Annotated in this window: 13 protein-coding genes; 12 read left to right on the plus strand and 1 reads right to left on the minus strand. The window is 41.0% G+C overall.

The features are described from left to right. The first annotated feature begins 104 nt into the window (after nucleotides 1-104). The 5 genes from PREBIDRAFT_RS06065 (at nucleotide 105) to PREBIDRAFT_RS06085 (ending at nucleotide 6,628) form a co-directional block, all read left to right on the plus strand. The gene (locus tag PREBIDRAFT_RS06065) at nucleotides 105-569 is read left to right on the plus strand and encodes a copper resistance protein NlpE N-terminal domain-containing protein (protein WP_004336437.1); all 465 of its coding nucleotides are present in this window, start codon (nucleotides 105-107) and stop codon (nucleotides 567-569) included. Nucleotides 570-746: 177 nt separating this feature from the next. Further along, nucleotides 747-1,973: a nucleoside recognition domain-containing protein gene (locus PREBIDRAFT_RS06070; protein WP_004336436.1), complete on the plus strand. Its 1,227-nt coding sequence runs from the start codon at nucleotides 747-749 to the stop codon at nucleotides 1,971-1,973. Between the two features lie 40 nt (nucleotides 1,974-2,013). Next, nucleotides 2,014-3,459, plus strand: coding sequence for a lipopolysaccharide biosynthesis protein (locus tag PREBIDRAFT_RS06075; RefSeq protein ID WP_004336435.1), 1,446 nt, complete (start codon nucleotides 2,014-2,016; stop codon nucleotides 3,457-3,459). 41 nt (nucleotides 3,460-3,500) lie between these two features. Further along, nucleotides 3,501-5,618, plus strand: coding sequence for a S46 family peptidase (locus PREBIDRAFT_RS06080; protein WP_004336434.1), 2,118 nt, complete (start codon nucleotides 3,501-3,503; stop codon nucleotides 5,616-5,618). A 491-nt stretch (nucleotides 5,619-6,109) separates the two neighbouring features. Next, nucleotides 6,110-6,628 carry a methylated-DNA--[protein]-cysteine S-methyltransferase gene (locus PREBIDRAFT_RS06085; RefSeq protein WP_004336433.1) on the plus strand — a complete coding sequence of 173 codons (519 nt, stop codon included), beginning with the start codon at nucleotides 6,110-6,112 and terminating at the stop codon, nucleotides 6,626-6,628. A gap of 184 nt (nucleotides 6,629-6,812) precedes the next feature. On the opposite strand, the gene PREBIDRAFT_RS06090 is transcribed toward PREBIDRAFT_RS06085, so the two are convergent. Next, on the minus strand, nucleotides 6,813-7,913 hold the full coding sequence (locus PREBIDRAFT_RS06090) for a lactonase family protein (protein WP_036862692.1): 1,101 nt from the start codon (nucleotides 7,911-7,913) through the stop codon (nucleotides 6,813-6,815). A 411-nt stretch (nucleotides 7,914-8,324) separates the two neighbouring features. Here PREBIDRAFT_RS06090 and rplM point away from each other — a divergent pair, with 411 nt between their 5' ends. The 7 genes from rplM to PREBIDRAFT_RS06125 all read left to right on the plus strand — a co-directional run bounded on the left by rplM (nucleotide 8,325) and on the right by PREBIDRAFT_RS06125 (nucleotide 14,002). After that, nucleotides 8,325-8,789 carry a 50S ribosomal protein L13 gene (gene rplM / locus PREBIDRAFT_RS06095; protein WP_004336431.1) on the plus strand — a complete coding sequence of 155 codons (465 nt, stop codon included), beginning with the start codon at nucleotides 8,325-8,327 and terminating at the stop codon, nucleotides 8,787-8,789. Between the two features lie 9 nt (nucleotides 8,790-8,798). Then, nucleotides 8,799-9,185, plus strand: a complete 387-nt coding sequence (rpsI, locus tag PREBIDRAFT_RS06100; RefSeq protein WP_004336430.1) for a 30S ribosomal protein S9 — start codon at nucleotides 8,799-8,801, stop codon at nucleotides 9,183-9,185. Between the two features lie 180 nt (nucleotides 9,186-9,365). Then, nucleotides 9,366-10,166 carry a 30S ribosomal protein S2 gene (gene rpsB, locus PREBIDRAFT_RS06105; RefSeq protein ID WP_004339485.1) on the plus strand — a complete coding sequence of 267 codons (801 nt, stop codon included), beginning with the start codon at nucleotides 9,366-9,368 and terminating at the stop codon, nucleotides 10,164-10,166. Nucleotides 10,167-10,275: 109 nt separating this feature from the next. Next, a complete protein-coding gene (tsf, locus tag PREBIDRAFT_RS06110) occupies nucleotides 10,276-11,274 on the plus strand; it encodes a translation elongation factor Ts (RefSeq protein ID WP_004336428.1) in 999 nt (332 codons plus the stop codon). Nucleotides 11,275-11,390: 116 nt separating this feature from the next. Further along, nucleotides 11,391-12,008, plus strand: coding sequence for a fumarylacetoacetate hydrolase family protein (locus PREBIDRAFT_RS06115; protein WP_004336427.1), 618 nt, complete (start codon nucleotides 11,391-11,393; stop codon nucleotides 12,006-12,008). Nucleotides 12,009-12,059: 51 nt separating this feature from the next. Beyond that, nucleotides 12,060-12,533 (plus strand): 2-C-methyl-D-erythritol 2,4-cyclodiphosphate synthase, encoded by a 474-nt coding sequence (gene ispF / locus PREBIDRAFT_RS06120; RefSeq protein WP_004336426.1) that lies wholly within the window; start codon nucleotides 12,060-12,062, stop codon nucleotides 12,531-12,533. Nucleotides 12,534-12,700: 167 nt separating this feature from the next. Next, nucleotides 12,701-14,002, plus strand: a complete 1,302-nt coding sequence (locus PREBIDRAFT_RS06125; RefSeq protein ID WP_004339183.1) for an IS1380 family transposase — start codon at nucleotides 12,701-12,703, stop codon at nucleotides 14,000-14,002. Nucleotides 14,003-14,045: the final 43 nt, after the last annotated feature.

The raw sequence follows: 14,045 nt of genomic DNA on the forward strand, positions 1-14,045 counted from the left end.
TTTATTGCATATTCCGTTTTTTTACTTACATTTGTGCCGTTATTAGAGAGTAGATAACTCTTCTATAAAAAGTAAGTATTGTATAATAATTTAAGAAACGTTTTATGAAGAAGGTTTTATTAATGATTGCTGCATGTGCAGCAATGGTGGCTTGTAACAATGGCAAAACAACAGCTAATGCAGGTTCAGCCGACTCTGCTGCTACAGATAGCACTACAGCAATGGCAGATACTACTGTATATGAAGGTATGATCCCAGCAGCCGACTGTGCAGGTATTAAGTATCGCATCGCAATGGCTACCGATTCTACCAATGGTTTTGCAGTAACAGAAAGCTACATGGAGAGTGATACAAAGGCTAAGACAACTGAAAACTTCACTGGTAAGTATGAGATTGTTAACAAGAAGGGAAACAATAGTGATGAGGTTTACTACACATTCGCACTTGGTAAGGATTATAAAGTGAACTTCAAGTTAGTAAACGACTCTACACTTCGTTTTGTAAACAACGAATTTAAAGAGCCAGAAGCAGTAAAAGGTATGAGCTACGACCTAAAGCTAAAGAAATAAATAGAAAGCAAATAGTTATTAACGCTTTTAATAATAATAAGGCTTACCTCTAGGGGGCAAGCCTTTTTTGTTAGCTTACTTTCACTTAATCTGTTACGAATAACCATAAAAAATACGTACTTTTGTTGCAGATTTTTATAATTAGCGACAATTTGTTTTGTTGCAAAAACTAGTATTATGGTTCTCAATTATATTTGGATCGCATTTTTTCTCATAGCTTTTGTCTTTGGTGTCATCGCTCTATTGATGGGTGATGCTACCATTTTTCAGAAGATGGTAGATGCTACTTTCGACTCATCGAAGACTGGTTTTGAGCTTTCTCTTGGCTTAACAGGTGTGTTAGCCTTATGGCTTGGCATTATGAAGATAGGCGAACAGGCTGGTGTGGTGAATGTTTTGGCACGTATACTCAGTCCGTTTTTCTCCAAACTATTCCCCGATATTCCTAAAAATCACCCCGTTATGGGTTCGATCTTTATGAATATTGCTTCGAATATGTTAGGTTTGGATAATGCTGCAACACCTACTGGGCTCAAAGCGATGACCCAAATGCAGGAGCTAAATACTAAAAAAGACACGGCTACCAACCCGATGATCATGTTCTTGGTACTCAATACCTCTGGTCTAACCATTATTCCAACCTCTATTCTTGCTTTTCGCGCTACCTATGGGGCAGCTTCGCCTACCGATGTGTTCATTCCTATATTGTTGGCGACGACCATTGCTACCATTGCGGGGATCATTTTGACAGCAACTTGGCAACGTATCAATCTTCTACAACCCACACTTTTGCTAGGTTTGTTGGGCTTGATAGGCTTTGTTGGACTCGTTATTTGGGGCTTTGGACAGATGGATAAAGACACGATGGCACGTGTAACATCGATCTCTTCTAACCTGATTTTGATGTCTATCATCGTGCTTTTCATTCTTGCAGGACTGATAAAGCGGATTAATGTCTATGATGCTTTCATAGAAGGAGCTAAAGAAGGCTTCCATACAGCAGTGAGAATTATTCCCTATCTTATAGCAATTCTCGTGGCAGTGGGCGTGTTCCGTGCATCGGGTGCTATGGATATGCTCATCAATGGCATCAAACATGGGGTAGAACTATGTGGACTAAATACCGATTTTGTGGGTGCTTTGCCTACAGCTTTAATGAAACCGCTATCAGGAAGTGGAGCTCGCGGTTTGATGGTAGAAGCTATGAAGAACTATGGTGCCGACTCGTTTGTGGGCAGACTCTCATGCATTTTCCAAGGATCTACCGATACTACGTTCTACATTCTTGCCGTTTACTTCGGTAGTGTGAGCATAAAATACACCCGACACGCTGTGGCTTGTGGCTTATTAGCCGACCTCGTTGGTGTCTTTGCAGCAATAGCGGTGTGCTACCTCTTCTTCTAAGACTAACCAATACAAAACGAATCAACACAAAAACAAGATAATGGCAAACTTAAAATCATTGGCAAAAGATACAGCTATTTATGGTGTAAGTAGTATCGTCGGAAGATTTATCAATTATCTTCTAGTACCTCTGTATACCGTAAAAATTAGTGCGGAGAGTGGTGGATATGGTGTTATTACTAATGTATATGCCTACACAGCAGTGCTGCTGGTTATCCTTACATACGGTATGGAAACAACTTTCTTCCGCTATGCCAATAAGGCTGAGGAAGATCCTCGAAAGGTTTATTCCACCACTCTGTCTATGGTAGGGCTATCATCTTTGCTCTTTATAAGTTTGGTATTTATATTTATCAATCCCTTATCAAGCTTCATGGGCTATGCCAATCATCCTTCATACGTTTGGATAATGTTTGTTACGGTGTCTATAGACGCTTTCCAATGTATTCCTTTCGCCTACTTACGCTACCAAAAACGACCCTTAAAGTTTGCGGGATTAAAGCTACTTTTTATCGCACTTAACGTTGCTCTCAACCTTATTTACTATCTTTTCATGGATGGGCATGATGTGGCATACGCTTTTTATATCAACTTAGTATGTACTGGAAGCATGACCCTTTTCTTTTGGAAGGAACTAAAAGATGGTTTCTTCTCTGGGGAAAAGTTGATGGATATGACACTAGTAAAGAAGATGTTGCATTATGCTTGGCCTATCCTTGTGCTAGGTATTGCAGGTATGATGAACCAAAATGCTGGTCCAATCCTCTTTCCAAAACTCTACCAAGCAGCCGATGCGCATAAGCAATTGGGCATCTTTGGAGCTTCTGTAAAGATAGCAATGATCATGTCAATGATTATGCAAGCCTTCCGATATGCCTACGAACCCTTTGTGTTTGGTAAGGCAAAAGATAAAGATAGCAAAGAAACTTATGGACAAGCTATGAAGTATTACATCATCTTCACCCTCCTTGCCTTCTTGGTTGTAATGGGATATATGGATATACTACAAAATATTATAGCCAAAGACTATAGAGAAGGACTTAAGGTTGTACCTGTAGTGATGTTTGGAAGTATACTTACAGGTGTGTTTTTCAACCTTAGTTTTTGGTATAAACTCATTGATAAAACCATTTGGGGAGCCTATCTTTCAGGTATAGGTTGCATCGTTATTATTGGTATAAATGTTATCTTTGTTCCCCGATATGGATATATGGCTTGTGCATGGGCAGGCTTTATGGGAAACGCTGTTGCTGTAATCTTGTCGTATATAGCAGGACAGAAGTATTACCCCATTCGCTATCCGCTAAAGAGCATTTTTGTTTATGTTGTAATAACACTGTTTTTCTTTGCAGGAATAACATGGACAAATGCTCATCTTTCTACCCCTTTAGCCCTTGTTGCTAATACGGTTATTATTCTGTTGTTTGTGGGGCATATTGCTTATCATGATATGCCAAAGGGCTTATTGCAGAAATTAAAACGATAATATAAACAAAACTTTATCCAATAACTTTAATTAAGTTGTATATGAAAAAACTAACTTTACTCGTTGCAGGTTTGTTGTCATTGGGTAGTGTGCATGCTGATGAAGGTATGTGGACACTCTACAATCTGCCACAACCTGTGTTTCAGGCTATGCAAAGCGAAGGCTTTACATTGCCTCAAGATATGCTTTATGGCGCTCCAAACGCTATTAGCAACACTGTTGTTAACTTTTCTGGCTTCTGTTCAGGCGTTGTTGTTTCGCCAGATGGCTTAGTTTTCACCAACCACCACTGCGGTTTTGGTGCTATCAATGCACACTCTACAGTAGAACACGACTATATGCTCAATGGTTTCTACGCAAAAGACTTTAGTGAAGAATTGCCTAATGAGAATATGTTCGTGCAGTTTATGAAGAAGCAAGAGGATATTACCGATCGTGTAAACACGCTTATCGCTGGTAAGAATGCTGATAAAACAGCCGAAATCCTCGACTCGCTTACCAATGCCATGACCGCCGAAGCTAAGAAGATAGATAAGAGTTTCCATGTCGAAATAGATCCTTTCTATGAGGGTAACAAGTATTACGCCACTACCTATCAGGTGTTCAACGATCTCCGTCTTGTGTTTACCGTACCAAAGAGTATGGGTAAATTTGGTGGTGAAACCGATAACTGGATGTGGCCTCGACAAACTTGCGACTTCTCTGTATTCCGTATTTATGCCGATCCTAAGACCAATGGTCCTGCTGAATACTCAAAGGACAATGTGCCATACCACCCTGCACACTGGGCACCTGTTAGTATGCAAGGCTATCAAGAAAAGTCGTTTGCTATGACAGTGGGCTATCCTGGCTCTACCAATCGTTACCTTTCTTCATACGGTATCCAGCAACGTCGCATTGATAACACAGCACGTGTTCACTCTCGCGATATTAAGCTAGCTATCATGAAGAAATATATGGATGCTGATGAGGCTACACGTATTAATTATGAAGATAAGTATGTGGGAGCAGCCAACTATTGGAAGAACTCAATGGGTATGAACAAATGTATCGATTCCATCGGGCTTATTCGCCAAAAGCTACAGTATGAGGAGAAAATCCAAAAGTGGTTGAAGGAAAAAACGACACAAGACGATCGTACTAATGTCGATTTTGAAAAGCTCGCACAGCTATATACAAAGGTGGCTGCACCAACAAAGGCTACTACTTATTGGATAGAATCGTTTTGGAATACTTCAGAGTTATTTACACGTGCTATCAATATCGCTCGTGGTAGAGGTATGAAGTTTGAGGGCAAAGACGGCGATAAAAAACAATATGGTGTATTTGAGGACAACTCAAAAACGTGGAACCTAGCTCTTGATAAGGAAATGACTGCTGCCATGTTAAAGGACTATGCCGAACAAGTGCCAGGCGAATATCAGCCTGCTTTCTTAAAAACGATCAAGACAAAGTTTGGTGGCGATTATAAAAAATATACCGAGTGGTTATATAAGAAGTCTAAGTTGCTCACTCCGGGCGTTAAGTTCTATGTTCGCAGCAAGCAGCTATTTAAAGACCCGGGCTTTATAGTAGGTAAGCAATTGTTTGATATGTTCCGCCAAATCAATATTCAGAAAGCCGATACACAAGAAGAAATCGAACTTCAAGAGAAGAAGCTTTGCCAAGCAAAGGTAGAGATGGAGATGGATATGCCACACTATAGTGATGCTAACTTCACTATGCGTCTCTCTTACGGTCAGGTGGGAGGCTATCAGTTAGGCTCTTGGGATAGCAACTATTACACCACTGCCGAAAGCATCGTTGAGAAGATGAAGCGTGCCAACGAAGTAGAGGAATACAAGGTAGAACCTATTATGATGGATCTTATGAGTCAGAAAGACTATGGTAAATATGCCGATAAGACCACAGGTAAGATGCAGCTTTGCTTCCTAACCAACAATGATATTACGGGTGGTAACTCTGGTTCTGCTATCTTTAATGGTAAGGGCGAGGTAATCGGTCTAGCTTTTGATGGCAACTGGGATAGCCTTTCTAGCGACATCAACTTCGACCGTAAGCTTGCTCGCTGCATAGGTGTTGATATTCGTTTCGTACTCTACTTGATGGATAAGTGGGGGCATGCTGACCGCCTGTTGAAGGAAATTAATGCGCAGTAAAGTAGGCATTTAGCAATTTACTAATCATCAAGATCGAGACTAGGAAGTAGCTGTATCCTGTCTCGATCTTTTTTATAAGCCTTAATAGTATCCTATAAACAGAGCCGAACAGTAGCGAAAAATATAGCTACTGTTCGGCTTTTTTGTGCAAAAATGTTCCATTTCATCGAATATTTTGTACCTTTGACAAAGGTAACGACTTTGATTAAAACGACAAAATATCATCTATAAAATGACATAAGGTTATCTTTCTTCTAGTAAAAGCTTATCTATAGTTTAGTGAAAGCTTATCTATAGTTTAGTAAAAGATAATCTTTTTGTTTGAAAAATAAATTAAAAAGCGAGTAAAAATAAATTGTTTTTACTTTAAAAATAATTTATTTTTCAGCTTAAAAGGTAACTGTTTGATAATCAATAGGTAATGTTTTGATAAAATAAAGGTGAGCTTTTACTTTAAGAAAGGTTGTCCTTATAGACACAATAATAGCGCTATGGCAAAGAAACAACGCTCCAAGAATCCTATTTATTACTGTTTAATCTCCGCTTTGGGATCTCCTTTTTTTGTCGCAGAACGGAATAATAAAATATGCGGTTGTGGCTGGCAAAATACCGATTATTTCGATGATTTTGCCAATTGTGTACTTGTGCAACGCAATGCTCGCCCTTTATTAGCAGAGGCTTGTAAGCAGTTAGACGAATATTTTGCAGGCAATCGTACACAATTCGATCTACCACTATTGCTTGAAGGCACCGATTTTCAGCGTAAGGCATGGGCTACTCTCTGTAACATTCCATACGGTGAAACCGTGTCTTATGGAGAGGAAGCCCGCCGAATGGGTATGCCTAAAGCGGTAAGGGCAGTAGGAGGGGCTAATCATGCTAACCCTATCGCAATCATAGTGCCTTGTCATCGGGTGATAGCTGCTAGTGGAAAACTATGCGGTTACGGTGGTGGTGTTGAGAGAAAAGTGAAGCTGTTAGCACTTGAGAAAGCTCATAAGCCTCAATAAGGCTTTAACAAAAAAAGTCTTGAGGGGGCTTGAGGTAGGGGGGACAAGTTTTAGTGTGTTATCTTTAACAAGATTTACAAGATTGAAGTGCTTAGTTATGGGGTTTGGTCAATCTTGTTAATCTTGTTAAATAAAGGGATAACTCTGTAAATCTTCTCAGATAGGGAGAAGATTCTTATTGGAATTACTCTGAAGCAGGAACAAACTTGATGCAAGCTGGTTTGCTAAGCTCAATATCCTGCTGTGTATTTTCTAGTAAGCCTGTTGTGGCATCGCGGCGGAAAACTTGTATTTTATTCGAGTCGCGGCAAGCCACCAAGAGGAATTTACCATTTGGAGTGATGGCAAAGTTGCGTGGGTGAATACCCGTTTGCTGATAGCCTACGCGTGTCAATCTGCCATTTGCTGCCACACGAAATATTGTGATACCATCGTTTTTAAGGCGGTTGCTAGTGTAAAGGAATTGCCCATCAGGAGAAAGATGAATATCGGCTGCCCCTTTTGCATGCGCTTCATCTGAAACAATAGATTGTAGGAAGCCCAATTTTCCGTTAACATAATTGAAGGCAGTTACCTTCCCCGATAACTCATTAATAAGGTAGGCATGTGCGCCATTCTTCGAGAAAATAAGATGGCGAGGTCCCGAGTGTTCTTCTATTTTTGCAGCAATACCTTGTGGAACGATCTTTTTCTTTGTCTTGTCGAACGAATAAGCAAGAATTTTATCCCCACTGAAGTCAGTGGCAAATATATAGCCATCGTAGGCAATCTTTGTGCAATGAATGTGGGGCAGATGCTGACGCCCAAGGTCGGTAACGTTTTTAGTGCCTTTAAAAAGCGCATAGTTAGGTCCTACCTCCCCATTTAATAAAAGCGGAAAGTACGACATAGTGCCACCGCTATAATTAGCCGTAAGTGCAAAGCCGTTGCCCAGCTCCACATAGCAAGGATCCTCACCGTGGGTAGGTTCCGAGTTTAATAGTATCATCTTACCTGTTTTTTTGTTGAAGCTAATAGCACTAAGTGTAGCATTAGTATTACCCACTTCGCTCACCGCATAGATAAATTTTCCATTCTGTGAAATCGTGAGGTACGAAGGATTAGTCAGCATAAGGTTGGCTTGCTTGGTAGCAATTCCTGTTTCTTGATCGAATGAAAAGGAGTAGATACCTTGGCTACCACTGCCTGTATAAGTGCCTACCACCATACTTATGTTATTGCCAGCCCATGCCAAAGTGCTCATAGATGAAGCGAGTAGCATACATAAAATGTTTTTAAATCTCATTGTTTTTTGTTTTTGGTAATGTTATTGTTAGAATAATTAAGTTTATGGCTTTTGAAAATTTGTTGCAAAATTAGTGAAACTAGATGTTTTTATTGAGGACATAAGCACAAAGCCACTCATTTTTAATTCTTTTTGGCATACGCAAGTTTTTAAGGTAAGTTCAAGTGAATAGTGGTTTGCTCTTTGCTGAATATTATAGTTAATAATTTATAAAAATACTATCTCTCAAAATGCTATCTCTCTTTTCACATCATTAATTAGTACCTTTGCAGTCCGATTATTATGGGGATTTTCTTAGAATCCCATACGTTACGTGTTAATAACATAGTCTTTGGCCGGGCTATGTGGTTAGGAAAAGCATGTGCGTGAATTAATAAAAACGTTTTTTAGTAGTAAAATTTAATTTTTAAAATGGACACTTTAAGTTACAAGACTATTTCCGTAAACAAGGAAACAGCTAAGAAAGAGTGGGTCGTAGTCGACGCTAGCGAACAAGTAGTTGGTCGCCTTTGCTCTAAAGTAGCTAAATTGCTTCGCGGTAAGTACAAACCAACTTTCACTCCTCATGTAGATTGTGGAGACAATGTTATTATCATTAACGCAGACAAAGTCGTTTTCACAGGTAAGAAAGAAACTGACAAGGTTTACACACGTTACACTGGTTATCCTGGTGGTCAGCGTTTTAATACTCCTGCACAGCTTCGCAAGCGCGATAACGGTATCGATAAGATGATCCGCCACGCAGTAAAGGGTATGCTACCAAAGGGTATTTTAGGTCGTCATTTGCTTAATAACCTTTATGTAATTAAGGGTACAGAGCTAAACGGTTTAGAGGCTCAAAAGCCAAAGGCAATTGATATTAACCAGTATAAATAATAAAGAAAGATGGAAGTAATAAACGCAATTGGTCGCCGTAAGAGCGCAGTAGCTCGTATTTACCTTTCTGAAGGTACCGGTAAGATCACAATTAATAAGAAAGATTTAACTGAATTCTTCCCATCAGCTATTCTACAGTATGTAGTAAAGCAGCCATTGGTATTGCTAGGTGTTGAAGGTCAGTATGATATTAAAGTTAATCTTTATGGTGGAGGTTTCACAGGTCAGAGCCAAGCACTTCGCTTAGCGATTGCTCGCGCATTGGTAAAGATTAATGCGGAAGATAAGAAAGCATTGAAGGCTCAGGGCTTCCTAACTCGCGATAGCCGTGAGGTAGAACGTAAGAAGCCAGGTCAGCCAAAGGCTCGTGCTCACTTCCAGTTCAGCAAGCGTTAATATTTTATGGGCTGCTTAATTTACGAGTAGCTTGTTAAAGGAAAACGCTTGAGTTTAGCATCTAAACTGACGAGATTTCTTATCGGGGAACTACCCGCCAGTTGATTCTAACCAAGCTTGGCAAAGCTTATTTGCCACGAAAGAATTAAAAAGAAAGTAAACAAAGAAATTCAAAAGAAAATGTCAAGAACAAATTTTGACCAATTATTGCAGGCTGGTTGTCATTTCGGACACCTTCGTCGTAAGTGGAATCCAGCTATGGCTCCTTATATTTTTATGGAGCGTAACGGTATTCACATCATTGATCTTCATAAGACTGTAGCTAAGATTGACGAAGCTGCAGAGGCTCTAAAGGGCATCGCTAAGAGCGGCAAGAAGATCTTGTTCGTTGCTACTAAAAAACAATCTAAGGAAGTTGTAGCCGATAAGGCAGCAGCTGTTAATATGCCATACGTAAACGAGCGTTGGGCTGGCGGTATGCTAACTAACTTCCCTACGATCCGTAAGGCCGTAAAGAAAATGACGAACATCGACAAGTTAATGAACGATGGTACATTCTCAAACCTATCAAAGCGTGAGCTTCTTCAGATCTCACGTCAGCGTGCTAAGCTAGAGAAGAACCTTGGTTCAATCTCTGATTTGACACGTCTTCCTTCTGCACTATTCGTTATCGACGTAATGAAGGAACACATCGCTGTTAAGGAAGCTAACCGTCTTGGTATCCCTGTGTTTGCTATCGTAGATACAAACTCTGATCCTAAGAATGTAGATTATGTTATCCCTGCTAACGACGATGCTAAGGATTCTGTAGAGGTTATCCTATCTGCTTGTTGTGCTGCTATCGCTGAAGGTTTGGAAGAGCGTAAGGCTGAGAAGGCTGACGAGAAAGCTGCTGCTGAGCAAGCTGAGGTGGCTGCTGAGGCTAAACCAAAGCGTGCTGCTCGCAAAGCAGAAAAGGAAGAGGCACCAGCTGCTGAATAATTAAAAGAGACATGTGGGCGCTGGTGAGTGCATGACGGTGAGATAATTGCCGCATTAATCATTCACCAACGCCCATTTTTATAAAATACTTAAAAGGAGATATTACAAAATGGCTGTATCTATTGATGATATTAAGAAGCTCCGCGCAATGACAGGAGCTGGGCTTGCAGATGTTAAGAAGGCACTAACTGAGGCTGAAGGCGACTTTGATAAGGCTAAGGAGTTGCTTCGTGAGCGTGGTTTGGCTATTGCTGCAAAGCGTTCTGACCGCGAAACATCTAACGGTTGCGTTCTTGTTAAGCAAGAAGGCGACTTTGCTGCTATGGTAGCTATTAAGTGTGAGACCGACTTCGTTGCTAATGGTGCCGACTTTATAGCACTTGTTAAGGAAATCCTTGACGCTGCTGTAGCTGCTAAGGTTAAGACACTTGATGAAGTAAAGGCTTTGAAACTTGCTAATGGTGAGGATGCTGCAACAGCTGTTCAGCAGCGTTCTGGTGTAACAGGTGAGAAGATGGAGCTTGATGGTTACAACTATATGGAAGGTGCAAACGTATCTGTTTACGACCACATGAACAAGCACACTCTTGCTACTATGGTTCAGTTGAGCGATAGCAATGAGGATGCAGGGCATAAGGTTGCAATGCAGGTAGCTGCTATGAAGCCAGTGGCTCTTGATGAAGCTTCTGTTTCACAGGCACAGAAAGACGAGGAATATCGTATCGCTGTAGAGAAAACTAAGGAAGAGCAGGTAGAGAAGGCTGTAGTTGCTGCTATTAAGAAGGCTGGTATCAATGCTAACTTGGTAGATAGCGACGATCACATTGAGTCAAATATCAACAAGGGTTGGTTGACACGTGAAGAGGCTGACAAGGCTATCGAGATCCGCAAAACAGTAGGTGCTGAAAAGGCTGCAAACCTTAATCAGAATATGATTGAGAACATTGCTAAGGGTCGTTTGGCTAAGTTCTTCAAGGAGAACTGCTTGGTTGATCAGGAATTCCAGTTCACAGAAGGCGATAAGATTAGTGTAGGCGATTGGTTGGAAGCACAGGCTAAGGGCTTGAAGATCACAGATTACAAGCGTTTCTCTCTTGCTGCTGACTAATTCTCGTTAAGCAAAATATAACGAAACAAATCTCTTTTGAGATTGAAATACATGGAGTTATAGGGCATAATGAAAGGCTCCTATAACTCCTTTTTTGTTTACTTTAACTTCAAACAATGAAAATATTTGCAGTGGGTATGAACTATCCACAACACAATAAGGTGTTGCATGGGGATAGCTCAAAGACCGAAAATCCAGTTATCTTTTTAAAGGCTGACTCGTCTTTGCTGAAGGATCACAAACCTTTCTTTATCCCTGACGATCTTGGGCATATAGAGTATGAAACTGAGGTGGTTGTGCGTATCAATAAGCTCGGTAAAACTGTTTCTGAGCGTTTCGCATCGCGTTATTACGATGCGGTAACCGTTGGTATTGATTTCACTGCTCGTGAGCTACAAGCTAAGTTAAAGGCAAAAGGCTTACCGTGGGAACTTGCTAAAAGCTTTGATGGTGCTGCTGCCCTCGGAGAATGGATCCCAAAAGAGAAGTTCATCGATCTTCAACGGCTTCGTTTCCATCTTGACATCAATGGAAATACCGTACAAGAGGGCTGCACGAGTGATATGTTTTATAAAATAGACACGCTCATTAGCTATATTAGCCAATACTTTACGCTTAAAACAGGGGATATTCTCTTCACGGGTTGCCCTACGGGTTGTGGCCCAGTTCATATTGATGACCATTTAGAAGGCTATATAGAAGACCGTAAAGTGCTAGATTTTAATTGTAAATAAACCACCTTTCTGTGCCATTAAAAGCATAGAAATCACATAATACAGCAGCTTATGATACGAGTAGGAATGGGATATGACGTTCATCGTTTAGTGGAAGGACGCAAGCTTTTTTTAGGAGGAATACAAATAGAGCATAGCTTAGGCTTGTTAGGACATAGCGATGCTGATGTGTTGATACATGCTATTTGTGATGCATTGCTGGGTGCTGCAAATATGCGAGATATAGGGTTTCATTTCCCCGATACGTCAGATGCAACGCTAGATATGGACTCAAAGATCATTCTTCGTAAGACTATGGAGCTTATTCAGTCGAAAGGCTACCATTTAGGCAATATTGATGCTACTATCTGTGCTGAACGTCCTAAAATAAATCCACATATTACCGCTATGGTAAAGTGTATGGCGGAGGTCATTGGATGCGACGAAGATGCTATTTCTATCAAAGCCACTACTTCCGAAAAAATGGGCTTCGTAGGTAGAGAGGAGGGCATTGCTGCTTATGCTGTGTGCTTGATTGAAAAGTAAACATTACAATAAAGTATTAACTATTTTTTATTATACCTTAATTCCGCAGCATAAATTCTTGTAAGAACTCCAAGTGCCTGAGAAACAAAGTTCTCAAAACACTTGGATATGTCAGAAATTTCACCTATCTTAGTGCTGTAAACATAACAAGTAAGCAAATATCTGACATGACAAAGGTAGCAATTAAAAACGAGAATATCACTTCTTTCGGTGGAATTTATCACATTATGGACGTTTTCTCAAAGTTGGGCTTTGAAAAACTTACCGAATCCGTATTGGGCAAACGTGGAAGTAGCGGCAAGGCATTCAGCCATGGAAGTATTTTCGGCTCTCTCTTCTTCAGCTACCTTTGTGGTGGAGAATGCCTTGAGGACATCAATGCACTTATAGGGCAGTTCAAGCAGAGACCTGATACGCTGTTACCCGGTGCCGACACTGTGGGGCGCGGACTAAAGGAGCTTGCTGAAGAGAACATTATTTATAAGAGCGAAACCTCCGACAAGTCGTATAGTTTCAACACGGCAGAGAAGCTGAACACCTTACTATTACGGATGATACGGAGAATGGGGCTTATAAAGGTGGGCAGCCATGTTGACCTGGACTTTGACCACCAGTTCGTTCCAGCCCACAAGTTCGATGCTAAGTATTCTTATAAGCAGGACCTTGGCTATTTTCCTGGTTGGGCTTCCATTGGGGGAATCATAGTCGGAGGTGAGAACCGTGACGGAAACACCAATGTGAAATTCCATCAGGAGGACACGCTCCGTCGCATTATGGACCGTGTAACCTCAGAACTTGGTGTGGTAATAGAGCGTTTCCGTGCTGACTGCGGGTCGTTCTCAAAGGAAATCATCCAAACCGTAGAGCAGCGCTGCAACACGTTCTACATTCGTGCTGCCAACTGCGGCAGTCGCTACGAGAATTTCCAACAGTTGAAGGAATGGAAAGACGTTGAGGTTGGCTATGAGAAATGCGATGTCACATCCGTCAGCATAGACAGCTTGATAGAAGGAAAGTCATACAGGCTCGTCGTACAGCGTAGTCCTTTGAAAGGCAAGGATGGCAGTGAGCAGACGGATATGTTCGGAGTAATATACACATACCGCTGTATCCTCACCAACGACTGGGTGTCTACCGAGAAGGACATCATTACGTTTTATAATGAACGTGGAGCGGGTGAAAAGAACTTCGACATACAGAACAATGACTTCGGCTGGGCACATCTGCCCTTTTCCTTTATGGCTGAGAACATGGTTTTCATGATGGTTACCGCCATGCTGAAGAACTTCTATCTCTATCTCGTCCGTCATATCAGCGAAAAGGTCAAGCCATTGAAAAAGACAAGCAGGCTGAAAGCCTTTATCCTCCATTTTGTCAGCGTGCCAGCAAAATGGGTGAGAACGGGAAGGCAGCACGTTCTGAACCTGTATACAAATAAAACCTACTACTTTGAGGTCTTCATTGAATAAACATCACTTCTTTGTGGTTTTAATATTCCCCATTGGTTTGGGT

Source organism: Prevotella bivia DSM 20514 (genome assembly GCF_000262545.1).
Taxonomy (GTDB): domain Bacteria; phylum Bacteroidota; class Bacteroidia; order Bacteroidales; family Bacteroidaceae; genus Prevotella; species Prevotella bivia.

What these genes read in the sequence shown, in the direction of transcription:
- rplM (WP_004336431.1), top strand. Translation starts at nt 8,325, where the DNA reads ATGGACACTTTAAGTTACAAGACTATTTCCGTAAACAAGGAAACAGCT.
- PREBIDRAFT_RS06080 (WP_004336434.1), top strand. Translation starts at nt 3,501, where the DNA reads ATGAAAAAACTAACTTTACTCGTTGCAGGTTTGTTGTCATTGGGTAGT.
- ispF (WP_004336426.1), top strand. Translation starts at nt 12,060, where the DNA reads ATGATACGAGTAGGAATGGGATATGACGTTCATCGTTTAGTGGAAGGA.
- tsf (WP_004336428.1), top strand. Translation starts at nt 10,276, where the DNA reads ATGGCTGTATCTATTGATGATATTAAGAAGCTCCGCGCAATGACAGGA.
- PREBIDRAFT_RS06090 (WP_036862692.1), bottom strand. Translation starts at nt 7,913, where the DNA reads ATGAGATTTAAAAACATTTTATGTATGCTACTCGCTTCATCTATGAGC.
- PREBIDRAFT_RS06075 (WP_004336435.1), top strand. Translation starts at nt 2,014, where the DNA reads ATGGCAAACTTAAAATCATTGGCAAAAGATACAGCTATTTATGGTGTA.
- rpsI (WP_004336430.1), top strand. Translation starts at nt 8,799, where the DNA reads ATGGAAGTAATAAACGCAATTGGTCGCCGTAAGAGCGCAGTAGCTCGT.
- PREBIDRAFT_RS06070 (WP_004336436.1), top strand. Translation starts at nt 747, where the DNA reads ATGGTTCTCAATTATATTTGGATCGCATTTTTTCTCATAGCTTTTGTC.
- PREBIDRAFT_RS06065 (WP_004336437.1), top strand. Translation starts at nt 105, where the DNA reads ATGAAGAAGGTTTTATTAATGATTGCTGCATGTGCAGCAATGGTGGCT.
- rpsB (WP_004339485.1), top strand. Translation starts at nt 9,366, where the DNA reads ATGTCAAGAACAAATTTTGACCAATTATTGCAGGCTGGTTGTCATTTC.
- PREBIDRAFT_RS06085 (WP_004336433.1), top strand. Translation starts at nt 6,110, where the DNA reads ATGGCAAAGAAACAACGCTCCAAGAATCCTATTTATTACTGTTTAATC.
- PREBIDRAFT_RS06115 (WP_004336427.1), top strand. Translation starts at nt 11,391, where the DNA reads ATGAAAATATTTGCAGTGGGTATGAACTATCCACAACACAATAAGGTG.
- PREBIDRAFT_RS06125 (WP_004339183.1), top strand. Translation starts at nt 12,701, where the DNA reads ATGACAAAGGTAGCAATTAAAAACGAGAATATCACTTCTTTCGGTGGA.